21 protein-coding genes are annotated in these 20299 nt (G+C 71.9%); 10 read left to right on the top strand and 11 right to left on the bottom strand.

Annotated elements, in window-relative coordinates; all coding sequences use genetic code 11:
• Nucleotides 1-10 precede the first annotated feature (10 nt).
• Together K7854_RS37820 and K7854_RS21135 are read right to left on the bottom strand one after the other, a co-directional pair.
• The gene (locus K7854_RS37820) at nt 11-772 is read right to left on the bottom strand and encodes a hypothetical protein (RefSeq protein ID WP_372481052.1); all 762 of its coding nucleotides are present in this window, start codon (nt 770-772) and stop codon (nt 11-13) included.
• Nucleotides 773-875: 103 nt separating this feature from the next.
• Entirely contained in the window at nt 876-1772 is an 897-nt protein-coding gene (locus K7854_RS21135; protein WP_226028112.1) for a helix-turn-helix transcriptional regulator, read from the bottom strand.
• A 137-nt stretch (nt 1773-1909) separates the two neighbouring features.
• On the opposite strand from K7854_RS21135, the gene K7854_RS21130 reads away from it, so the two are divergent.
• Both K7854_RS21130 and K7854_RS21125 read left to right on the top strand, forming a co-directional pair.
• On the top strand, nt 1910-3340 hold the full coding sequence (locus K7854_RS21130) for an MFS transporter (protein ID WP_226028105.1): 1431 nt from the start codon (nt 1910-1912) through the stop codon (nt 3338-3340).
• Between the two features lie 124 nt (nt 3341-3464).
• The gene (locus tag K7854_RS21125; RefSeq protein WP_226028104.1) at nt 3465-4541 is read left to right on the top strand and encodes a chitinase; all 1077 of its coding nucleotides are present in this window, start codon (nt 3465-3467) and stop codon (nt 4539-4541) included.
• Nucleotides 4542-4647: 106 nt separating this feature from the next.
• On the opposite strand, the gene K7854_RS21120 is transcribed toward K7854_RS21125, so the two are convergent.
• Nucleotides 4648-6030, bottom strand: coding sequence for a glycine--tRNA ligase (locus K7854_RS21120; RefSeq protein ID WP_226028103.1), 1383 nt, complete (start codon nt 6028-6030; stop codon nt 4648-4650).
• A gap of 161 nt (nt 6031-6191) precedes the next feature.
• Here K7854_RS21120 and K7854_RS21115 point away from each other — a divergent pair, with 161 nt between their 5' ends.
• The 4 genes from K7854_RS21115 to K7854_RS21100 all read left to right on the top strand — a co-directional run bounded on the left by K7854_RS21115 (nt 6192) and on the right by K7854_RS21100 (nt 9379).
• Entirely contained in the window at nt 6192-7172 is a 981-nt protein-coding gene (locus K7854_RS21115) for a zinc ABC transporter substrate-binding protein (protein WP_226028102.1), read from the top strand.
• Nucleotides 7173-7210: 38 nt separating this feature from the next.
• A complete protein-coding gene (locus tag K7854_RS21110) occupies nt 7211-7981 on the top strand; it encodes a metal ABC transporter ATP-binding protein (RefSeq protein WP_226028101.1) in 771 nt (256 codons plus the stop codon).
• 13 nt (nt 7982-7994) lie between these two features.
• Nucleotides 7995-8897 (top strand): metal ABC transporter permease, encoded by a 903-nt coding sequence (locus K7854_RS21105; protein ID WP_226028100.1) that lies wholly within the window; start codon nt 7995-7997, stop codon nt 8895-8897.
• A gap of 62 nt (nt 8898-8959) precedes the next feature.
• Entirely contained in the window at nt 8960-9379 is a 420-nt protein-coding gene (locus K7854_RS21100) for a Fur family transcriptional regulator (RefSeq protein ID WP_007449657.1), read from the top strand.
• A 96-nt stretch (nt 9380-9475) separates the two neighbouring features.
• On the opposite strand, the gene K7854_RS21095 is transcribed toward K7854_RS21100, so the two are convergent.
• From K7854_RS21095 to K7854_RS21080, 4 genes are read right to left on the bottom strand one after another with little or no spacing between them, the layout of a single operon-like run.
• On the bottom strand, nt 9476-10309 hold the full coding sequence (locus tag K7854_RS21095) for an isoprenyl transferase (RefSeq protein WP_226028099.1): 834 nt from the start codon (nt 10307-10309) through the stop codon (nt 9476-9478).
• A 12-nt stretch (nt 10310-10321) separates the two neighbouring features.
• Nucleotides 10322-11068, bottom strand: coding sequence for a DNA repair protein RecO (gene recO / locus K7854_RS21090; RefSeq protein WP_226028098.1), 747 nt, complete (start codon nt 11066-11068; stop codon nt 10322-10324).
• 22 nt (nt 11069-11090) lie between these two features.
• Nucleotides 11091-11312 carry a hypothetical protein gene (locus tag K7854_RS21085; RefSeq protein WP_226028097.1) on the bottom strand — a complete coding sequence of 74 codons (222 nt, stop codon included), beginning with the start codon at nt 11310-11312 and terminating at the stop codon, nt 11091-11093.
• The gene (locus K7854_RS21080) at nt 11309-11515 is read right to left on the bottom strand and encodes a hypothetical protein (RefSeq protein ID WP_087809446.1); all 207 of its coding nucleotides are present in this window, start codon (nt 11513-11515) and stop codon (nt 11309-11311) included. Before K7854_RS21080 ends, K7854_RS21085 begins: the two co-directional genes overlap by 4 nt.
• Nucleotides 11516-11629: 114 nt before the next feature.
• Between K7854_RS21080 and K7854_RS21075 the strand changes: the two genes are divergently transcribed.
• The 4 genes from K7854_RS21075 to K7854_RS21060 all read left to right on the top strand — a co-directional run bounded on the left by K7854_RS21075 (nt 11630) and on the right by K7854_RS21060 (nt 14908).
• A complete protein-coding gene (locus K7854_RS21075) occupies nt 11630-12463 on the top strand; it encodes a helix-turn-helix domain-containing protein (RefSeq protein WP_226028096.1) in 834 nt (277 codons plus the stop codon).
• Nucleotides 12445-12735, top strand: a complete 291-nt coding sequence (locus tag K7854_RS21070; RefSeq protein WP_226028095.1) for a DUF397 domain-containing protein — start codon at nt 12445-12447, stop codon at nt 12733-12735. The genes K7854_RS21075 and K7854_RS21070 overlap by 19 nt, the downstream gene beginning before the upstream one ends.
• 28 nt (nt 12736-12763) lie before the next feature.
• On the top strand, nt 12764-13309 hold the full coding sequence (locus K7854_RS21065; protein ID WP_226028094.1) for a hypothetical protein: 546 nt from the start codon (nt 12764-12766) through the stop codon (nt 13307-13309).
• 93 nt (nt 13310-13402) lie between these two features.
• Nucleotides 13403-14908, top strand: a complete 1506-nt coding sequence (locus K7854_RS21060) for an alpha/beta hydrolase (protein WP_226028093.1) — start codon at nt 13403-13405, stop codon at nt 14906-14908.
• Here K7854_RS21060 and K7854_RS21055 read toward each other — a convergent pair.
• The 4 genes from K7854_RS21055 to K7854_RS21040 form a co-directional block, all read right to left on the bottom strand.
• On the bottom strand, nt 14905-16062 hold the full coding sequence (locus tag K7854_RS21055) for a glycoside hydrolase family 113 protein (protein ID WP_226028092.1): 1158 nt from the start codon (nt 16060-16062) through the stop codon (nt 14905-14907). The genes K7854_RS21060 and K7854_RS21055 overlap by 4 nt on opposite strands.
• A gap of 88 nt (nt 16063-16150) precedes the next feature.
• Nucleotides 16151-16825: a response regulator transcription factor gene (locus K7854_RS21050; RefSeq protein WP_226028091.1), complete on the bottom strand. Its 675-nt coding sequence runs from the start codon at nt 16823-16825 to the stop codon at nt 16151-16153.
• Nucleotides 16822-18033, bottom strand: coding sequence for a sensor histidine kinase (locus K7854_RS21045; protein WP_226028111.1), 1212 nt, complete (start codon nt 18031-18033; stop codon nt 16822-16824). The genes K7854_RS21050 and K7854_RS21045 overlap by 4 nt, the downstream gene beginning before the upstream one ends.
• A 118-nt stretch (nt 18034-18151) precedes the next feature.
• Nucleotides 18152-20230, bottom strand: coding sequence for an MMPL family transporter (locus tag K7854_RS21040; RefSeq protein ID WP_226028090.1), 2079 nt, complete (start codon nt 20228-20230; stop codon nt 18152-18154).
• Nucleotides 20231-20299 lie beyond the last annotated feature (69 nt).

The following is a 20299-nucleotide window of genomic DNA, read 5'->3' as shown; positions in this document are numbered from 1 at the left end:
TGGCTCTCCCTCAGCCCGACGTGCGGGTGCGCGAGGCGGCGGCCGTCTTGCGGCTGCGGCTCCCGCGGGACGCCGAGGGCCGGCTGGAGGACGCCTTGGTCCCCGACTGGCTCTTGGCCCGCGTGGGGGAGGCGGTCTTCTTCGCCGTCGACTTCTTCGCCGTGGACTTCTGCGCCGTCGACTTCTGCGCCGTCGACTTCTTGGCGGCGGCCTTCTTCGCGGTGGCGGACTTGCCCGCCGTCGACCGTGCCGCCGTCGATTTGGCCGCCGTCGACTTGGCGGCGGCCTTCTTCGCGGCGGTGGACCTCGTCGTCGTCGTCTTCCCGGCGGCCGCCTTCTTCGCACCGCCGGTCCGCTTCGTCGCGGCAGTCCCGGCCGTCCGGGCCGTCCGGGCCGTCCCGGTCGCGGGCGACTTCGCCGCTGCCGTCCCCGTCCCGGCGGACTCCGCGTCACCGGCGCCCCGGGTCCCCTCCCCCGCGGCGCCGCCCTTGCCCGCGTGCCCGTTGCGGTCCTGCCCGCGCGGCTGCGTCAGCCAGGCCACCGCCGCCCCGGTGACCGCCACCGGCCACTCCACCAGCCCGGCGACGCCCAGTACCCCGGCGCCCGTGTAGACGAGCACGCGCCGCCCGCGCGGCGACACCGCCCCGATCCTGTCCAGCGCGCCCTCGGCGGCCCTGCCCACCGTCCCAGCGCCCGGCACCTTCCGCACCGCCGAAGCGGCCGCGTGCAACGGCCGCGGGAGTGTCCGCGCCGCCGACTTCTGCTCAGCCATGACTGTTCGTCCTCGCCCTGTCCGTGCTGTGGGGAACCCCGGGCCGTGGAAGGCCTGGGAACATCACCTTCCGCACATCTCCGGGTTCCCGCACTTCGGGCACTCATCCGGACGATGCCGGCCCGCGCTCCACAGCGATCGCGTGCAGCCTCTCCAGCCGCTCCCGGGACACCTCGTCGGCCGGCGCGTACGTCACCATCCGGGGCCCGGCCTGCGGCCCGAGCCACAGGTCGGTGTGGTCGACGCGGATGTGTCCGACGTACTGGTTGACGAACTCCTTGCACTTGCTGCGGTGCGCGACGACCTCGTGCCGCTCCCAGACCTCGCGGAACTCCGGCGACTGGGTGCGCAGCCGCGTGAGCAGCATCTTCCAGGCGGGCTCGGCGAGATGACCGGCCATGGTCGCGCGGAACCGCGCCGCCATCAGCCGCTGGGTCTCCGGCAGGTGCACGATCGAGGAGCGCCAGTCCTCGTGGGTGAAGGAGAGGACCAGGCAGTTGCGGTCCTCGGGCGGCACCGCGTCCAGGTCGCACAGCAGCAGCCCGTACGTCCGGTTGTGGGCGAGGATGTCGTACCGGCTGTTCTGCACGCAGGCGGGGTACGGCTCGAACCGCTCCAGCAGGGCGCGCACCGCCGGTGTGATCACCGGGCACACCCGCGCGGGCGTCGGGTCGACCGCCCCCGCCAGCTGGAAGAGGTGGGCGCGCTCGGAGGCGTCGAGCAGCAGGGTGCGGGCGAGGGCGTCGAGGACCTGCACGGAGACCTGGATGTCCCGGGCCTGCTCCAGCCAGGTGTACCAGGTGACGCCGACGGCCGAGAGCTGGGCGACCTCCTCGCGCCGCAGCCCCGGCGTCCGGCGCCGGCGGCCGCGGGGCAGCCCGACCTGCTCGGGGGCGATACGCTCGCGGCGGCTGCGCAGGAAGGCGGCGAGTTCGTGCCGCCGGATCTCCGAGCCGGTGTCCCGGGGCGGGAGCCGGTCGGCCGTCCCCCGGCCCGTCATGTCGGCCGCCGCCGCCCGGCCCGTCATCGTCGTCATGCCTCCAGGGTGCCGCGTCCGGCAACCTGTTGCCAGGTACTCCTACTACCAGCATAAGGAGACTCTGGTACCACTCTGGCTGCGGTCGCAGGCTCGACCACGTGACCGAAACCATCACTTCACGTCCCGTCCGCACGGACCCCGCGGCGCCACCCGCGCTCGGCGGTCTCGGACTCTTCACGGTGCTGCTCGGTGCGGCACTCCCGCTCGTCGACGCCTTCATCGTCAACGTCGCCCTGCCCACCATCGCCACGGACCTCTCCGCGGGCGAGGCGGTCCTGGAACTCGTCGTCGCCGGCTACGGGGTGGCGTACGCCGTCCTGCTGGTCCTCGGCGGCCGGCTCGGCGACCTCTTCGGCCGGCGCCGCCTGTTCCTGGGCGGCATGGCGGCCTTCGGGCTGACCTCGCTGGCCTGCGGGCTGGCGCCGGACGCCTGGTCGCTGGTGGCCGCGCGGGTGGCGCAGGGCGCCTCGGCCGCCGCGATGCTGCCGCAGGTGCTGGCGACCATCCAGGCGACCACGACCGGTCCCCGGCGCGCCAAGGCCATGGGCCTGTACGGGGCGACGGCCGGTCTGTCGATGGTGGCCGGCCAGATCCTGGGCGGCGTCCTGGTGGCGGCGGACATCGCGGGCAGCGGCTGGCGTTCCGTCTTCCTCGTCAACGTTCCGGTGGTCCTCGTGGGCCTCTTCCTCGCCGCCCGCGCGGTCCCGGAGACCCGCTCCGCCCGCCCCGAGCCGGTGGACGTCCCCGGCACCTTCCTGCTGGCCGCCTCGATCCTGACCCTGCTGGTCCCGCTGACCGAGGGCCGGGCGGCGGGCTGGCCGCTGTGGACGTGGCTGTCGCTGGCCGCGTTCCCGTTCGCGGCGGCGGCGTTCTACGCGGTGGAGCGCCGGGCGGACCGCGCGGGCCGTACGCCGCTGATCCCGCCGAGCCTGTTCGCGATCGTCTCGCTGCGCCGCGGCCTGCTGCTCATCGTGCCGTTCTCGATCGGCTTCAGCGGCTTCATGTTCGTCATCGCGGTGGCGTTGCAGCAGGGCGCGGGCCTGGGACCGGTGGCCGCGGGCCTGGCGCTGGCCCCGCTCGCGGTGGTGTTCTTCCTCTTCTCGCTCGCCGGTCCCCGGCTGGTCGCCCGCTACGGCACCCGCGTCGTGCCCGTCGGCGCCGCCCTCCAGGGGGTGGGCCTGGCCCTGATGACGCTGGCCGCCTGGCGCTCCTGGCCCGACCTGGGCCTGGTGGAACTCCTGCCGGGCGCGGCGGTCGCGGGCGCGGGCCAGGCGCTCCAGCTCCCGGTCATCCTGCGGGTGGTCCTGTCGGAGGTGCCTGCCGTACGGGCCGGCGTGGGCGGTGGCGTCATGGTCACCACCCAGCAGGCGTCCCTGGCCCTGGGTGTGGCCACCCTGGGCACGCTGTTCCTGTCGCTGGTCCCGGGGATGGGCATGCGGGACGCCCTGGTGACGACGCTGCTGGTCCAGTTCGCCGGGGTGGTGCTGACCGGCCTGCTGAGCCTGCGCCTGCCCCGGACGATCGTCTGACGACCGCCCGATCCACCCGCGCCACTTGGTCCAGACCTCTTGACGAAAGGTCTGGACCACTGCACTGTCATGCCTACGACACAAGACGTCTCTCCCTCACCGAACCCCCACCGGGAGGCCCGGCATGATCCGCCGCAAGATCCGTCTACTGGCCGCCGCACTGGCGGCCACCGTTCTGGTCCCGCTGGGAGTCGCCACCGCGTCGGCGGCTCCCGAGGGCGCCGCCCCCACCGGCGCGGCCGCCGACACCTGCGCCGTGAAGTCGAAGCCCGCGGGCAAGGTCCTCCAGGGCTACTGGGAGAACTGGGACGGAGCCGCCAACGGGGTCCACCCGCCCTTCGGCTGGACCCCGATCACCAACCCCGAGATCGCCGCCCACGGCTACAACGTCCTCAACGCGGCCTTCCCGGTGATCCTCTCCGACGGGACGGCCCTGTGGGAGGACGGCATGGACACCGGCGTGAAGGTGGCGACGCCCGCGGAGATGTGCGCGGCCAAGGCGTCCGGGCAGACACTCCTGCTCTCCATCGGCGGCGCGACGGCCGGCATCGATCTCAACTCGACCGCAGTGGCGGACCGTTTCGTCGACACGATCGTGCCGATCCTGAAGGAGTACAACTTCGACGGCATCGACATCGACATCGAGACCGGCCTGACCGGCAGCGGCAACATCAACCAGCTCTCCACGTCCCAGGCCAACCTGATCCGCATCATCGACGGCGTGCTGGCCCGCATGCCCGCCAACTTCGGCCTCACGATGGCCCCGGAGACGGCGTACGTGACCGGCGGCAGCATCGTCTACGGCTCGATCTGGGGCGCGTACCTGCCGATCATCAAGAAGTACGCGGACAACGGCCGCCTGTGGTGGCTGAACATGCAGTACTACAACGGCAGCATGTACGGCTGTTCCGGCGACTCCTACTCGGCCGGCACCGTACAGGGCTTCACCGCCCAGACCGACTGCCTCAACAAGGGCCTGGTCATCCAGGGCACGACGATCCGGGTGCCCTACGACAAGCAGGTCCCGGGCCTGCCCGCCCAGCCCGGCGCGGGCGGCGGCCACATGTCACCTTCCCTGGTCTCCCAGGCCTGGAACCACTACAACGGCTCCCTCAAGGGCCTGATGACCTGGTCCCTCAACTGGGACGGCTCGAAGAACTGGACCTTCGGCAACAACGTGAAGTCCCTGCAGGGCCGCTGACGCGAAAACGCCCACCCACCAGCCGACCGAGTCGGGTGGTGGGTGGGCACAGGTCCCCGGGGGTCCAGGGGGCAGAGCCCCCTGGTACGGCAACCGAACCGGACGTTCAGCAGCCAACCAGCCGAGACGCGAGGTACCCCTCGATCTGGTCCAGCGACACGCGCTCCTGCTTCATCGTGTCGCGCTCCCGCACGGTCACCGCGTTGTCGTCCAGCGTGTCGAAGTCGACGGTCACACAGAACGGCGTCCCGATCTCGTCCTGGCGCCGGTACCGCCGCCCGATCGCACCCGCGTCGTCGAACTCGATGTTCCAGTGCTGCCGCAGCGCCTGCGCCAGCCCCTTCGCCTTCGGCGACAGCTCCGGGTTGCGGGACAGCGGCAGCACGGCGACCTTCACCGGGGACAACCGCGGGTCGAGCCGCAGCACAGTGCGCTTCTCCAGCTTGCCCTTGGCGTTCGGCGCCTCGTCCTCGATGTACGCGTCGAGCAGGAAGGCGAGCATCGCGCGCCCGACACCGGCCGCCGGCTCGATGACGTACGGCGTCCAGCGCTCCTGGGCCTCCTGGTCGTAGTAGGAGAGGTCCTGGCCGGAGGCCTTGGCGTGCGAGGAGAGGTCGTAGTCGGTGCGGTTGGCGACGCCCTCCAGCTCGCCCCACTCACTGCCGCCGAACTGGAAGCGGTACTCGATGTCGGCGGTGCGCTTGGAGTAGTGGGAGAGCTTCTCCTGCGGGTGCTCGTACCACCGCATGTTCTCCTCGCGCAGGCCGAGACCGGTGTACCAGTTCCAGCGCTGCTCCATCCAGTACTCCTGCCACTTCTCGTCCTCGCCCGGCTTGACGAAGAACTCCATCTCCATCTGCTCGAACTCGCGGGTGCGGAAGATGAAGTTGCCGGGCGTGATCTCGTTGCGGAAGGACTTGCCCATCTGGGCGATGCCGAACGGCGGCTTGCGGCGCGAAGTGGTCTGCACCTGGGCGAAGTTGGTGAAGATGCCCTGGGCGGTCTCGGGCCGCAGGTAGGCGACGGAGCCGCTGTCCTGGGTCGGGCCGAGGTGGGTGGAGAGCAGACCGGAGAACTGCTTGGGCTCGGTGAAGGTGCCCTTGTTGCCGCAGTTGGGGCAGTTGAGGTCGGCCAGGCCGTTCTCCGGGGCGTGGCCCTTCTTCTCCTCGTACGCCTCCTCCAGGTGGTCCGCGCGGAACCGCTTGTGGCAGGAGGTGCACTCGGTCAGCGGGTCCGTGAAGGTGGCGACGTGACCGGAGGCCACCCAGACCTCGGGGGCCAGGATCACGGAGGAGTCGAGACCGACGACGTCCTCGCGCGAGGTGACCATGTAGCGCCACCACTGGCGCTTGAGGTTCTCCTTGAGCTCGACACCCAACGGACCGTAGTCCCAGGCGGCGCGCTGACCGCCGTAGATCTCACTGCAGGGGAATACGAAGCCACGGCGCTTGCTCAGGCTGACGATGGTGTCGATCTTGTCGGCGGCCACGGTGCTCTCTTCATTACGACGACGGGCGACGAAGCGAGGATGCTTCCAGAGAATGCTTCAGGTTACCGGCGTGGGCCGCCCCACGACCAAATCGGGGCCTGCCGTCTGTGCGATCGGGCGCTTGTTGACAACGGTTTCCATATTTGTTGAAAATGGGTGTCATGAACGTACGACGACGCCGCATATCCGGCATAGCAGTCACCGCGGCCACCGCGCTCGGCCTCGGCACCCTCTCCGCCTGCTCCAGCGACAGCTCTGCGGCGGGCAATACGGACAAGTTCGACGTCGTCGCGTCGTTCTACCCCATGGAGTACCTCGCCGAGCAGATCGGCGGGGACCACGTGAACGTCACCACGCTCACCGAGCCCGGCCAGGAGCCGCACGACCTGGAGCTGAGCGCCAAGCAGACCGCCGAGATGGGCGAGGCGGACGCGGTGCTCTACCTCAAGACCCTCCAGCCCGCCGTGGACGAGGCCATCGCCCAGTCCGACGTGAAGACGAAGATCGACGCGGCCACGCTGACCAAGCTGGAAGACCACGGCGACGTGGAGCACGACCACGGCGGCGAGGAGCACGCGGACGAGCACGCCGAGGAGGAGCACTCCGAGGGCGGCGAGCACGCCCTCGACCCGCACGTCTGGCTGGACCCGGTGAAGTACGCCGAGATCGCCGAGGGCGTGGCCAAGTCGTTCGAGAAGGCCGACCCGGACCACGCCGACGACTACCGGAAGAACGCCGAGGCGCTGGCGAAGAAGCTGGCCGGCCTGAACACGGCGTACAAGGACGGTCTGGCGAAGACCGACACCAAGGTCTTCTTCACCAACCACGCCGCCTTCGGCTACCTCGCCGAGCGCTACGGCCTCACCCAGGAGGCCATCAACGGCCTCGACCCGGAGAGCGAGCCCAGCCCCGCCCGGATCAAGGAACTCCAGCAGGAGGCCAAGGCCGACGGCGTCACCACCGTCTTCTACGAGACACTGGTGTCCGACAAGACCGCGAAGACCCTCGCCAAGGACGCGGGCCTGAAGACGGACGTCCTCGATCCGCTGGAGGGCATCACCGACAAGTCCAAGGGCGACGACTACCTCGGGGTCATGCAGTCCAACCTCAAGGCGCTGGAGACCGCCCTCGGCGCCAAGTAAGCAGTACCACCCGCAGTTCGATCGTTACGGAGGACCTCGTGAGCGACGAGTCCGTCATATCCCTGCGCGGCGTCCGCGCCGAGCTGGGCTCACGCCCCGTCCTGCGCGGCATCGACCTCACCGTGCGGCGCGGCCAGGTGGTCGCGCTGCTCGGCGCCAACGGCTCGGGCAAGTCCACGGCCGTGCGCACGATCATCGGCCAGGTGCCGGTGACGGGCGGGGAGATCGAGCTGTTCGGCACCCCCAGGCGCCGCTTCCGCGACTGGGCGCGCGTGGGCTACGTCCCGCAGCGCACCACGGCCGCGGGCGGCGTCCCCGCCACGGTGACCGAGGTGGTCTCCTCGGGCCGGCTCTCCCGGGCCCGCTTCGGCGTCCTGCGCAAGGCGGACCACGAGGCCGTGCGCCGCGCCCTCGACCTGGTCGGCATGGCCGACCGCGCCAAGGACTCGGTGAACGCCCTCTCCGGCGGCCAGCACCAGCGCGTGCTGATCGCCCGCGCGCTCGCCGCCGAGCCCGAGCTGCTGATCATGGACGAGCCGATGGCCGGCGTCGACCTGGCCAGCCAGGAAGTGCTGGCCCAGACCCTGCGGGCGCAGGTCGCGGCCGGCGCCACCGTCCTCCTGGTCCTGCACGAGCTGGGCCCGCTGGAGCCGCTGATCGACCGGGCGGTCGTCCTCCGCGACGGCTGCGTCCTGCACGACGGCCCGCCGCCCGAGGCGGTCGGCCAGCACGCGCTGCCCGGCCACGACCACGTCCACCCGCACGCACCGGCGGGCGCCGAACCGATCCGCACCGGCCTGCTGAGCTGAGAAGGCGACGACCATGGAAATACTGAACTACGCCTTCATGCAGCGGGCGCTGCTCGCCGCCGTCCTGGTGGGCATCACCGCCCCGGCCATCGGCATCTACCTGGTCCAGCGCCGCCAGGCCCTGATGGGCGACGGCATCGGCCACGTGGCGATGACCGGCGTCGGCCTCGGCTTCCTGCTGACCTGGTCCCCCGTCTGGATGGCGACCCTGGTCTCGGTCCTCGGCGCGGTCCTCATGGAGCTGATCCGCTGGTACGGCAAGACCCGCGGCGACATCGCCCTCGCCATGCTCTTCTACGGCGGCATGGCGGGCGGCGTGATGTTCATCAACCTCGCGCCGGGCGGCTCCAACGCCAACCTCACCTCGTACCTCTTCGGCTCCCTGTCGACGGTCTCCGAGTCCGACGTGACCGCGATCTGCCTGCTGGCCGCCTTCGTGGTCCTGGTCACGGTCGGGCTGCGCCGCCAGCTGTTCGCCGTCAGCCAGGACGAGGAGTTCGCCCGGGTCACCGGGCTGCCGGTGCGTGCGCTGAACCTGCTGACGGCCGTCACGGCGGCGGTCACGGTCACCGTCGCGATGCGCGTCGTCGGCCTGCTCCTGGTCTCCGCGCTGATGGTGGTCCCGGTGGCCGCGGCCCAGCAGCTCACCCGCAGCTTCGCCGCCACCTTCGCGATCTCCGTGGCGCTCGGCGTGAGCGTGACGATCGGCGGCACGGTCACCTCGTACTACCAGGACGTGCCGCCCGGCGCGACGATCGTGCTGCTCACCATCGGCGCGTTCATCCTGCTGAGCCTGCTGGCGGCACCGCTGGCCAGGCGACGCGCGCGGGCACTCGCCGCCGCGCAACCGGCCGCGGATCCGGCGGAGTGCAAGATTCCGGCCACCAGGGGGGCCGCCGACGAGGTCGGCGTCTGACCGCGGACAGGCCGGGCTGGCACAATGGCCCGGCAAGCCGCGAAGACGTGAGGAGGAATCCAGTGACCACCGCTGGACCGCCCGTGAAGGGCCGCGCCACCCGGCAGCGGGCTGCCGTGTCGGCCGCCCTCCAGGAGGTCGAGGAGTTCCGCAGCGCGCAGGAACTGCACGACATGCTCAAGCACAAGGGCGACGCGGTCGGGCTCACCACGGTCTACCGCACCCTGCAGTCCCTCGCCGACGCCGGCGAGGTCGACGTCCTGCGCACCGCCGAGGGCGAGTCCGTCTACCGGCGCTGCTCCACCGGCGACCATCACCACCACCTGGTCTGCCGCGCCTGCGGCAAGGCCGTCGAGGTGGAGGGCCCCGCCGTGGAGAAGTGGGCCGAGGCCATCGCCGCGGAACACGGCTACGTCAACGTGGCGCACACGGTGGAGATCTTCGGCACCTGCGCCGACTGCGCGGGTGCCTCCGGCGGCTGAGCGGGGTGGGGCCGGGGCTGCGCCCCGGGCCCCCTTTTTCCGGCCTGAACGGCCTCGTCCTCAAACGCCGGACGGGCTGATTCTGCCGCCCTGGGCTTACTGGGTACTGCGGCCTTCCATGGCCAGCAGTTCCTCGTTGGGGATGGCGCCGCCGAAGCGGCGGTCCCGGGAGGCGAACTCCAGACAGGCCCGCCACAGGTCGCGCCGGTCGAAGTCCGGCCACAGCACGTCCTGGAAGACCATCTCCGCGTACGCGCTCTGCCAGATCAGGTAGTTCGACGTGCGCTGCTCACCGCTCGGCCGCAGGAACAGGTCCACGTCCGGCATGTCCGGGTAGTACAGGTACCTGGCGAGCGTCTTCTCGTTGACCTTGGCCGGGTCGAGCTTCCCGGACCGCACGTCCTCGGCGAGGGCCTGCGCCGCGTCGGCGATCTCCGCCCGCCCGCCGTAGTTCATGCAGAAATACAGAGTGAGCTGGTCGTTGTCCTTGGTCTGCTCCTGCGCGACCTGGAGCTCCTTGGCCACCGACTTCCACAGCTTGGGCATCCGCCCCGCCCACCGCACCCGCACCCCGAGACCGTCGAGGGTGTCGCGGGACTTGCGGATGAAGTCGCGGTTGAAGTTCATCAGGAAGCGCACCTCTTCCGGCGAGCGCTTCCAGTTCTCCGTGGAGAAGGCGTACAGGGAGATGTTCCCGACGCCGATCTCGATCGCGCCCTGGAGCACGTCCATGACCTGCTCGGCGCCGACCTTGTGCCCCTCGGTGCGCGGCAGCCCGCGCTCCTTGGCCCAGCGGCCGTTGCCGTCCATGACGATCGCCACGTGCTCCGGGACCAGCTCACCGAGCTTCGGCGGCCGCGCACCGGACGGGTGCGGCTCCGGCGTCCTGTACTCCCGGCGCTGGCGCCCCAGAATCCCGCGTACGGCCATATCCGTTCTCTCCTACTTCTCGACGTACCGCAGGGAGCGCAGTCCCCGCTCCAGGTGCCAGTGCAGGTAGGCGGAGACCAGTCCGCTCCCCTCCCGCACGTACCGCGGCTCGGCCGCGTCCGCCGTGCCCCAGTCTCCCGCAAGCAGCGCCCCGAGCAGTTCCAGGGCCTGCGGCGAGGGTACGACGCTGCCGGGCACCCGGCAGTCGACGCAGACGGACCCGCCCGAGCCGACCGAGAAGAACCGGTTCGGACCGGGCAGGCCGCACTTCGCGCAGTCCCCGAAGGTCGGGGCGTACCCGTTCACGGCCAGCGAGCGCAGCAGGAAGGCGTCGAGCACCAGGTTCGGCGCGTGCTCGCCCCGGGCGAGGGTCCTGAGCGCGCCGACCAGCAGCAGGTACTGCTGCACCGCCGGCTCGCCCTCGTGATCGGTGAACCGCTCGGCCGTCTCCAGCATGGCGGTCCCCGCGGTGTACCGCGCGTAGTCGGTCACGATCCCGCCACCGTACGGCGCGATGGTCTCGCTCTGCGTGCACAGCGGCAGCCCGCGCCCGACCAGCTCGCTGCCCTTCGAGAAGAACTGCACGTCCACGTGCGAGAACGGCTCCAGCCGCGCCCCGAACTTCGACTTCGTGCGCCGCACCCCGCGCGCCACGGCGCGTACCCGCCCGTGACCGCGCGTGAGCATGGTGATGATCCGGTCCGCCTCACCCAGCTTCTGGGTGCGCAGCACGATGCCGTCGTCGCGGAACAGACTCATGCCGCCCATTCTCGCGCATCCTTCAAGGCACCTCGCCACGGCTCCGGGCGTTGGTGTACGCCGTCGCCGCGCTGAGCCGCTCCGCGGCGGTGGCGTGGCGTACGTCACCCGGCTCGGCGTCCCACTCCCGCCCGCCGCCGTACGGCCGCATCTGCACGTAGGGGCCCTCGTGCCCCATGACGATCCCGACCCGTCCACTGCGGGTGTCCACGGCGTAGACCCCGACGGGCGGCGTCCTCGTCACCGCAACACCGCCGCGAGGCGCTGCGCGGTCTCCACGGAACACCGGCCCAATTCGACGAGCGGACAGGGCGCCTCCCGCGCAAGACTCACCGGGTCGAGCCCGAGTGAGGGAAGAACAATTCCTGCCTCCGCGAGCGCCGCGCGCAATTCCTTCACCGTGTCCTCCGCTCCTTCGACGCAGAGCGCCGAGTGCCGTGCCTCCACCACGTTCCCTTCCCTTTACGTTTTCACTCTTCGTACCCCCAGAATGCCGCGACGTGCCTACACTCGGCAGGAGTACGTGCACTACAAGTGCGGGTCAGCGCATGGGGGTTGGTTATGGCCAATGGTTCACGGCAGGCCGCGTGGGAGTTCTTCGGAACGGAACTGAAACGCCGGCGGGAGGACGCCGGAATCACCCAAGTAGAGCTGGGCGCACGGGTATTCGTGTCCGGCGGCTACATCGGCCAGTTCGAACAGGCAATTCGGAAACCCCAGTTGGACGTGGCCCAGCGGATCGACGATGCGCTACAAACCGACGGTATTTTCGAGCGACTGTGCCGGAAGCTGATTGACGATCCCCGGTATGCGGATTACTTCGCCGGGGTGGTCGAACTGGAGCGGCTGGCCACGAGGATCTGCGAGTTCGCCCCGACGGTCGTGCCGGGCCTGCTCCAGACCGCGGACTACGCCCGCGCGGTCACCATCGCCGCGAACCCCTTCAAGCCGGACTCGTACGTCGACGAGATCGTCGCGGCCCGCCTGGAGCGGTCGCTGATCCTGGACGACGCTACAAGGCCCGAGTATTGGGTGACGCTGCACGAGAACGTGCTGCGGATCCCGGTGGGCGGTCCGCAGGCGATGGCGGCACAGCTGGAGCACGTTGCGCGGCTGATCCGGGAGCGCGCGGCGGTGGTGACGGTGCTGTCGTTCGGAGCGGGGGCGCATGCGGCCATGACCGGGGATCTGCGGCTCATGGACTTCGAGGACGCTCCTCCGGTCGCCTATACAGAGACCTCGTTTTCGGGAACGCTGGTCGACGCACCGGCCGTGGTGAAGCGGGCGCAGCGCGCATACGATCTGCTCAGGGTCGCCGCGCTGTCGCCGGAGGCGTCCCTGGCCCTGATCGACTCGGCGGCGGAGGACTTCAGACGATGCGCGAGTACGACCTGACCGACGCCCGCTGGACGAAGAGCAGCTACAGCAACGGTGAGGGAGGCGACTGCGTCGAAGTCGCGCAAGACTTCCCCGGTGCTGCCCGCTGGCGCAAGAGCACGTACAGCAACGGCGAAGGCGGCAACTGCCTCGAAGTCACCGACGGAGTCCCCGGGGTCATACCCGTCCGGGACAGCAAAGTGACCGACGGCCCGGTGATCGTCGTCGGGTCGGCAGCCTGGACGGAGTTCGTCCGCGGCGTTGTTCAGTCCCGTGGAGCGGGTGTCTGAACAACTCGTCCGGCGCTTGAGTGACCCCATGCTCACGCGTCGATTCGCCCTCGCCCTGTCCGCAGCCGCCACGACACTCCTGACGCTGTCCGCCTGCGGCGGCGGCGCGGACGGGAAGGCGGCCGACGACCGGAAACCGACCCGGGCCGCTTCCTCCACCCCGGCGGAGTCGAAGCAGCCGTCGGCGGCCGCCTCCTCGGCCAAGCCCGCGACCCCGGCGGAGCTGCTGCCGCTCTACCGCATCGCCTACGGCATGAGCAGCTCCCCGATGTGCAGCCACGTCGCCTGGGACGACCCCGGATGCGGGAAGGACCTCACCGCGGCCGGGGAACTCGCCGGCGCGATGGCCGAGAGCATCGAGCGGGACTTCCCCGGCGGTGAGTACACCGAGGTCGAGAAGTCCGCGGGGCAGGTGGTGAAGGCGGTGAACACCGTCCGCAAGCTCGGTTGCTACGACATGGGTTCCACCCCGCCCAAGACCGACCCGGCCAAGCTGCGGGAGCTGTGCCCCTCCATGAGCACCATCGCGTCCCTGTCCTGGCTCAACTTCGAGAGCAACGTGACCCTGCCCTAGTCCGCACGGCGCTCTCCCTAGGGGGCAAACCCCCGTAAACATCGGGCAGTTGCCCGGATGTGACGGCCCCCGGGCTTCGGCGAGGCTCCTCGCATGACGCAGCGCAAGCGAAGCCGCAGCAGAAGCATCCGCAACGCCGCCATCGTCGGCGTGTCCACCGCCCTCCTCGGCGTCACCGCACCGGTGACCGCCTCCGCGACCGGCGGGAGTACGCCCGGGCCCCTCACCTGGTCCGCCTGCGAGGGCACGGGGCTCGACCCCCGGCAGGAGTGCGCCACCCTCGACGTGCCGATGGACTACGCCGATCCCGGCGGCCCCCGCATCGAGATGGCCGTCTCCCGCATCCCCGCCGAGCAGCCGGGCTCCCGGCGCGGGGCCCTGCTCCTGATTCCCGGCGGGCCGGGCGGGTCCAGCCTCAACGACCCCTCGGGCAAGGGGCAGAAGCTGCCCCAGGAGGTCCGCGACCGTCACGACCTCATCGGATTCGCACCGCGCGGGCTCGCCCCGTCCACCTCCGTCGACTGCGGGCTGGAGCACGGCGACCTCGCCACCTCCAAACTCCGCCCCTGGCCCGCCCCCGACGGCTCGGTGGACCAGAACATGGCCACCGCCCGGCGCATGGCCGACGCCTGCGTACGCAACGGCGGGGAGCTGATCAAGCACCTGAGCACGGCCAACGAGGCCCGCGACATCGACCGCCTCCGGGCCGCGCTGGGCGAGCGGCGGATCTCCGCGTGGGGCGTGTCGTACGGGACGTACGTCGGGGCCGTGTACGCGCAGTTGTTCCCGCACCGCACCGACCGGATCGTGCTGGACAGCAACGACGACCCCGATCCCGCCCGGGTGGCGCGTGCCTGGCTCGCGGGGCACGAGCAGGGGGTCGAGGACACCTTCCCCGAGTTCGCCGCCTGGGCGGCCCGGCCCGGCAATCCCGACCGGGTGGCGCGGCGGGCCGCCGACGTACGGCCGCTGTTCCTGCGGCTCGCCGCCCGGCTGGACCGGAAGCCGATCCCGTGGCCCGGTGCCAATCCGGCGGAGCTGAACGGCAACGTGCTGCGCCAGACGATGCTGGACAGCCTCTACTCCCCCGGCAAGTTCCCGACGCTCGCCAGGCTGATGCGGGCCGCCCAGCGGGGCACCGTGCCGCCCGCGCCCCAGGCGCCGCCCGAGGCGGTGCTGCAGAACGTCGCCGCCGTCGGCGCGGGTGTGCTGTGCAACGACGTGGCGTGGCCCGAGGACCAGGCCGCGTACGAGAAGGACGTCGCCGTCAGCCGCGCCGAGTACCCGCTCACCGCGGGCATGCCGCGCAACGCGATGCTGTGCGCCGCCTGGCCGTACCCGCCCCGTGAGGCGCCGGTGCGGATCACCGGTCGCGGGCCGTCCAACGTGCTGCTCGTGCAGAACGAACGGGACGTCGCCACCCCGCTCACCGGGGCACGCAAGCTGCGCGAGGCGTTCGGCCGGCGTGCCGTCATGGTGACCGTGGACTCCACCGGCCACGACTCCTACCTGGCCAACGGCAACGCCTGCGGGGACGCCACGGTCTCCCGCTTCCTGGCCACGGGAATGCGGCCGGCCTCCGACGTGCGCTGCGGCTAGCAGGCCGCCCGGGCGTAGCGGCGGGACAGGGCGTGGAAGGCCTCCTTGGGCTCCCAGTGCCAGGGGGACGCGGGGTCGCCGGGGCGGTCCCTGACCGGCTTGGTGATGGCGTAGCTCGCCATGTCCAGGTCGTGCAGCGGGTCGTCCGCAAGGTGCGGGGCGTCGGCGGTGAGGAACTCGAAGGCCATCGCCGCGTACAGGCCCATCGACTCGAAGACCGCCAGCAGGTCCGTCAGGTAGGCGGCCTGGGTGTGCTCGCTGCGGACCAGGCCGCCCTTGATCTCCGGTGGGTCCTTGTCGTAGTCGACCACGGACCAGCCCATGCCGCCCGCCTGCGGCGCGCCTGCGTACGTGCAGGTGCCGAACTCGGTGATCGCCAGGGGCTTGCCCCAGCGCAGGTACCGGCGCAGCTCGCGGACGTAGTCGGCCGGGTCCTGGTGATACGAGTAGTAGTCGATGCCGACCACGTCGAAGAGGGTCCAGTCGACCTCGTCGTCCTGGGCGGCGGCGTAGCTGAGCCGGCCGTCGAAGACGGAGCGGCCGACCGCCGCCGCCCTCGCGGTGAAGGCGGTCAGCCTGCGCTGCACCTGTTCCGGGTCCGCGGTGCCGGTCTGGAGGTTCTCGATGCGTTCCTGGGCCGTCTCCCCCGGGACGATGCCGGGGACGAAGAGCCAGAACTCGCAGCCGACGCTGAGTTCCACGCTGGCCCCGTGCCTGCGCAGCCGCTCGGCGAACCGGCCGCACTCGGCGAGGTGCTCCAGGATCTCGCGCTGCGGGGCGTCCCCGAGGGTCGGCTGGAGCCAGACGTGCAGGCCCCGTTCGGCAGCCTCGGCGGCCGTGGCGGTGAGGCGTTCGACGCCGTCACCGGTGACGTCCACGGTGTCCGCGTGCAGGTCGCGGCGGACGGCGCGGATGTCGGCGCGCATCCGGGCCGGGTCCCAGGCCGTGCCCGGTGTCTCCCCCGCCCCGACGGTGTAGACGACGCCCCGGCGGGTCAGGCCCCGCCCCGGCCGCCCGGTGCGGGTGTCCGCCGCCGCCTGCGCGCCGGTCGCCGGGAGCGCCGCTCCGGCGAGCCCCAGGGCCGCCGCCCCCGCGAGGAACCGTGCCCGGCTGATGCCCCTGTCTTCCGTGCTTCTGCTCGGCTTCTTCTCCATGCCGCCACTGTGCCGATTCCGGGCCTCCGGGACACTCCGCCGTCGGTCTACGCCGCCGTGACTTAGGTAGGCCGCCCGGCGCCGAAGGTCAGCCGGTGCCGAGGCCCGGCGTCACCAGGCCCGACTCGTAGGCCACGATGACCAGTTGGGCCCGGTCCCGCGCCCCCAGCTTGCCCATGATGCGGCTGACGTGGGTCTTCGCGGTGAGCGGGCTCAGGCCCAGGGAGTCGGCGATCTCGGTGTTGTTGAGGCCCCGGGCCACCAGGGTGAGGACCTGGCGTTCCCGGTCCGAAAGGCAGTCGGGACCCGATCCGGGCGGGTGCAGGGCCGACGGGCTGCGCAGGAAGCGCTCGATCAGGCGGGCCGTCGGACCCGGCGACAGGAGGGCGTCGCCCGCCGTCACCGTGCGGATGGCGTCCAGGAGTTCGGCGGGCTTCGTGTCCTTGACCAGGAATCCGGAGGCGCCCGCGTGGAGCGCCTCGACGATGTTCTCGTCGGTGTCGTAGGTGGTGAGGACCAGCACCTTCACACCTGCCAGGTCCTCGTCGGCGGCGATCAGCCGGGTCGCCTCGATGCCGTCCAGGTCCGGCATGCGTACGTCCATGACGACCAGGTCGGCGCGTCGGGCGCGGGCCAGCTCCACGGCCTCGCGGCCGGTGCCGGCCTCGCCGACCACCTCCATGTCGGGGGCCGACGCCACCAGCAGGGCGAACGCCGCCCGGACCAGGTTCTGGTCGTCCGCCAGCAGCACGCGTATCGTCATGCGGTTCGCTCCGGGGTCAGGGGGGTCGTACGGGTGGTGGCGGGGGTCGGCAGTACGGCCGTCACCTCGAAGCCGCCGGCGTCCTTACGCGGTCCGGCGTCGAGTGTGCCGCCCACGCTGCGGGCCCGCTCCCGCATGCCGACGAGGCCGAAGCCGGGGGTACCGGCCGGGTCGGGTCCGGTGCCGTCGTCGGTGACGGACAGGCGCAGGGCGCCCGGCCCGGCGCGTACCTCGACACGGACCGACGGCTTCGGCCCCGCGTGCCGTACGACGTTGGTCAGCGCCTCCTGCGTGATGCGGTAGACGGCGGCGCCGACCGCGGGCGGGACGTCGTCGGCGTCCACCGACAGGTCCACATCCGCACCGGCGAGCCGGGCGCTGCGCGCCAGGTCGGGCAGGCCGTGCAGGCCGGGCAGCGGGCCGCGGGCGTCGGGTACCCCGATGGCGTCCTGCGCCCTGAGCACTTCGAGGGTGGTGCGCAGTTCGCCGCGCGCCGAGCGGCAGGTCTCGGCGATGTCGTCGAGGGCCTTGGCGACGGCCGCGCGGTCCAGGCGCTCCGGGTCGGCGGTCAGGACGTGGGCGGCGACCGAGGTCTGCACCCCGATGAGGGTGATGCTGTGCGCCAGCAGGTCGTGCAGGTCCCGGGCGACCCGCAGGCGTTCCTCGGCGACGCGCCGCCGGGCCTCCTCCTCGCGGGTGCGTTCGGCGCGCTCGGCGCGCTCGACGATGGAGGCGACGTACTGGCGGTAGTAGCGGACGTCGATGCCGCAGAAGAGAATGGCGATGACCCAGCCGGAGATGCGGATCAGTTCGAGGGCCTGGTGGGTGTTGACGGTGAGCATGATGCTCACGGACGCGGTGAGGACCGCGACGCCGGTCACGACGGTGCGCAGGGGGCGGCCGGTGACGGCCAGGGTGTAGAGCGCCACGTAGGAGGCGGGGCCCGCGGCGGTGTGGTTGTTGTCCATCGCGTGGTAGGGCCCGACCAGGGCGAACAGCGCCGCGAGCACCAGCAGCGGATGGCGCCGCCGCCACACGATCGGGACGTGCGCGGCGACCAGCAGCGTCCAGCCCAGCGCGTCCGGGCGGCGGTCCTCGTCGGTGAACAGCGCCAGGCAGACGGCGGCGCCGAGGAGCACCGCGGCCAGTACGGCGTCGTTGCGGGTGCCGTGGGGCGCGGTGAGGGGATCACGGTTGATGACGGCCATGATCCGCTCGCCGATCCGGGGGCGGGGCGTTGCCTCGGTGGGTGCCTGCACGGGTCCATCCTCCGCGACGGACGCGCCCCTCCGGGAGGGGAGGGGCGCGCTCCGGTCGCCGGGCACCTCAGACACCGACGGGCTCCCGTACGTCGTCCGGCGCGGCGCGGCCGGGCGCCCGGGACAGCCGCCCCGGCCACCACACCCGGCGCCGCAGCGCGACGCTGGCACTGGTGACCAGGTAGGTGCGGACGAGGAAGGTGTCGAGCAGGACGCCGACCGCGATGACGAACCCCAGCTCGACCAGCTGCACCAGCGGCATGCTGGTGAGCACGGCGAAGGTGGCCGCCAGGACCAGCCCGGCCGAGGCGATGACACCGCCGGTGGTGCGCAGCGCGGACAGGGCGGCCTGGGTGGGTTCGGCGCCCTTCAGGGACTCCTCGCGCATCCGGTGCATCAGGAAGATGCCGTAGTCGACGCCGAGCGCGACCAGGAAGACGAAGGAGAGCAGGCCCAGCCCCGGGTCGGTGCCCCCGAAGCCGAAGAGGGGGCCGAAGACCAGGCCGCCGATGCCGAGGGCCGCGCCCCACACGGCGACCACGGCGGCGACCAGGATCAGCGGCGCGACCAGCGAGCGCAGCAGCACCGTGAGGATCAGCAGGACCGAGAGCAGCACGATCGGTACCACGATGGCGGTGTCCCGGGCGTTGGTGTCCTCCAGGTCGATCTGCTCGGCGCTGGGGCCGCCGACGTAGGAGCCGTCGAGCTTGTCGCGCAGCGCCTCGATGGTGGCGGTCTCGGCGGCCGACTGGGGCGGCGCGGAGGCCAGCACGGTCAGCTCCGTCCACCCGCCGCCGCTGCGGCCGGCCTCGGCGCTCTCGACGCCGTCGGTGTCGCGGATCTCGCTGAGCGCGGCCGCGGCGCGGTCGGTGGGGCTGATGACACTGATCGGCTGGGTGCCCGACTCCGGGTAGGCGTCGGCGAGGGTCTCCATCGCGGCGATCGCGTCGGGGCGGGTGGTGAAGGAGTCCTCCTGCTTGAGGTTGCCGGGCAGGGCGAACGCGCCCAGCGCGAGCGCGCCGAGCAGGACGGCGCCGCCCACCAGGACGGTGCGGGGCCGGCGCTCCGCGGAGCCGCCCATCGCGGTGAACAGCGAGCGGCGGGCCTTGGGGGTGCTGCCGTAGCGGGGCACCAGCGGCCAGAAGACCCGGCGGCCGAGCAGGACGAGCAGCGCGGGCAGCAGGGTCAGCATGGCGGCCAGCGCGCACAGCACGCCGACGGTGCCGAGGGGGCCCATGCCGCGGCTGGAGTTGAGGTCGGCGGCGAGCAGGCACAGCAGCCCGGCGGCGACGGTGCCGGAGGAGGCGAGCACGGCGGGGCCGCAGCCGCGCAGGGCGGCGAGCATGGCGTCGTACGGCCGCTCGATGCGGCGCAGTTCCTCGCGGTAGCGGGAGACCAGCAGCAGCGCGTAGTCGGTGCCGACGCCGAAGACGAGGATGGTCATGATGCCGCTGCTCTGGCCGGAGACGGAGGTGCCGAAGGCCTGGTTGAGGCCGTAGGCGACCCCCATGGAGAGGTAGTCGGCGAGTCCGGCGACGACGAGCGGCACCAGCCACAGGAACGGGCTGCGGTAGATGAGGATCAGGAGGAGGGCGACGACGCCCGCGGTGGTGTAGAGCAGCGGGCCGTCGAGGGAGTTGTAGACCTCGGAGGCGTCGGTGGCGAGCGCGCCGGAGCCGCCGACCTCGACGCCGAGCCCGTCGCCGCCCCGGGCGACGTCCCGCACGTCGTTGACGAGGGCGTCGCGGGCCTCCTCGTCCGTGCCGGGCTCGGTGGAGGCGACCGGGTACATGAGGGTGGTGCCGTCCTCGGACGGGATGCCCTGCGGGCGGCCGGTGAGTTCGTGCGCGGCGGCGATCTCGGCGACCTGCTCGGCGGCGGTGGCCCGGTCGGCGGCGGTCAGTCCGGCGTCGCGGTGGTAGACGAGGACCAGCTCGGTGGCCTCGCCGCCCGGCAGCCGCTCCTGGATCTTGGCGACCTGCGTCGAGTCGGCGCTCGCCGGCAGGTAGTCGACGGCCCGGTCGCGCTGCACGTCACTGAGCTTCGCCGCGAACGGCGAGGCGATCGCCAGCACGGCGATCCACAGTCCGAGCACCAGCCAGGGCACGGCCCGCCGCCGCCCCGCGCCTGTCGTTGTGGCCCCCATCTGACGGGCTCCCTCCGGTGGATGTCTGGGTGGGTCTCCAGACTTCCGGCGGCGGGGCGCGAACGCGTC

The sequence above is a fragment of the Streptomyces hyderabadensis genome (assembly GCF_020404845.1).
GTDB lineage: Bacteria > Actinomycetota > Actinomycetes > Streptomycetales > Streptomycetaceae > Streptomyces > Streptomyces hyderabadensis.
Note: the sequence above shows the minus strand (reverse complement) of the source record. Positions and strands in the feature narration are given on the sequence as shown.

What these genes read in the sequence shown, in the direction of transcription:
- K7854_RS37820 (WP_372481052.1), bottom strand. Translation starts at nt 772, where the DNA reads ATGGCTGAGCAGAAGTCGGCGGCGCGGACACTCCCGCGGCCGTTGCAC.
- K7854_RS21060 (WP_226028093.1), top strand. Translation starts at nt 13,403, where the DNA reads ATGACGCAGCGCAAGCGAAGCCGCAGCAGAAGCATCCGCAACGCCGCC.
- K7854_RS21050 (WP_226028091.1), bottom strand. Translation starts at nt 16,825, where the DNA reads ATGACGATACGCGTGCTGCTGGCGGACGACCAGAACCTGGTCCGGGCG.
- K7854_RS21040 (WP_226028090.1), bottom strand. Translation starts at nt 20,230, where the DNA reads ATGGGGGCCACAACGACAGGCGCGGGGCGGCGGCGGGCCGTGCCCTGG.
- K7854_RS21055 (WP_226028092.1), bottom strand. Translation starts at nt 16,062, where the DNA reads ATGGAGAAGAAGCCGAGCAGAAGCACGGAAGACAGGGGCATCAGCCGG.
- K7854_RS21125 (WP_226028104.1), top strand. Translation starts at nt 3,465, where the DNA reads ATGATCCGCCGCAAGATCCGTCTACTGGCCGCCGCACTGGCGGCCACC.
- K7854_RS21045 (WP_226028111.1), bottom strand. Translation starts at nt 18,033, where the DNA reads ATGGCCGTCATCAACCGTGATCCCCTCACCGCGCCCCACGGCACCCGC.
- K7854_RS21105 (WP_226028100.1), top strand. Translation starts at nt 7,995, where the DNA reads ATGGAAATACTGAACTACGCCTTCATGCAGCGGGCGCTGCTCGCCGCC.
- K7854_RS21065 (WP_226028094.1), top strand. Translation starts at nt 12,764, where the DNA reads ATGCTCACGCGTCGATTCGCCCTCGCCCTGTCCGCAGCCGCCACGACA.
- K7854_RS21115 (WP_226028102.1), top strand. Translation starts at nt 6,192, where the DNA reads ATGAACGTACGACGACGCCGCATATCCGGCATAGCAGTCACCGCGGCC.
- K7854_RS21070 (WP_226028095.1), top strand. Translation starts at nt 12,445, where the DNA reads ATGCGCGAGTACGACCTGACCGACGCCCGCTGGACGAAGAGCAGCTAC.
- K7854_RS21135 (WP_226028112.1), bottom strand. Translation starts at nt 1,772, where the DNA reads ATGACGGGCCGGGGGACGGCCGACCGGCTCCCGCCCCGGGACACCGGC.
- K7854_RS21095 (WP_226028099.1), bottom strand. Translation starts at nt 10,309, where the DNA reads ATGGCCGTACGCGGGATTCTGGGGCGCCAGCGCCGGGAGTACAGGACG.
- K7854_RS21075 (WP_226028096.1), top strand. Translation starts at nt 11,630, where the DNA reads ATGGCCAATGGTTCACGGCAGGCCGCGTGGGAGTTCTTCGGAACGGAA.
- recO (WP_226028098.1), bottom strand. Translation starts at nt 11,068, where the DNA reads ATGAGTCTGTTCCGCGACGACGGCATCGTGCTGCGCACCCAGAAGCTG.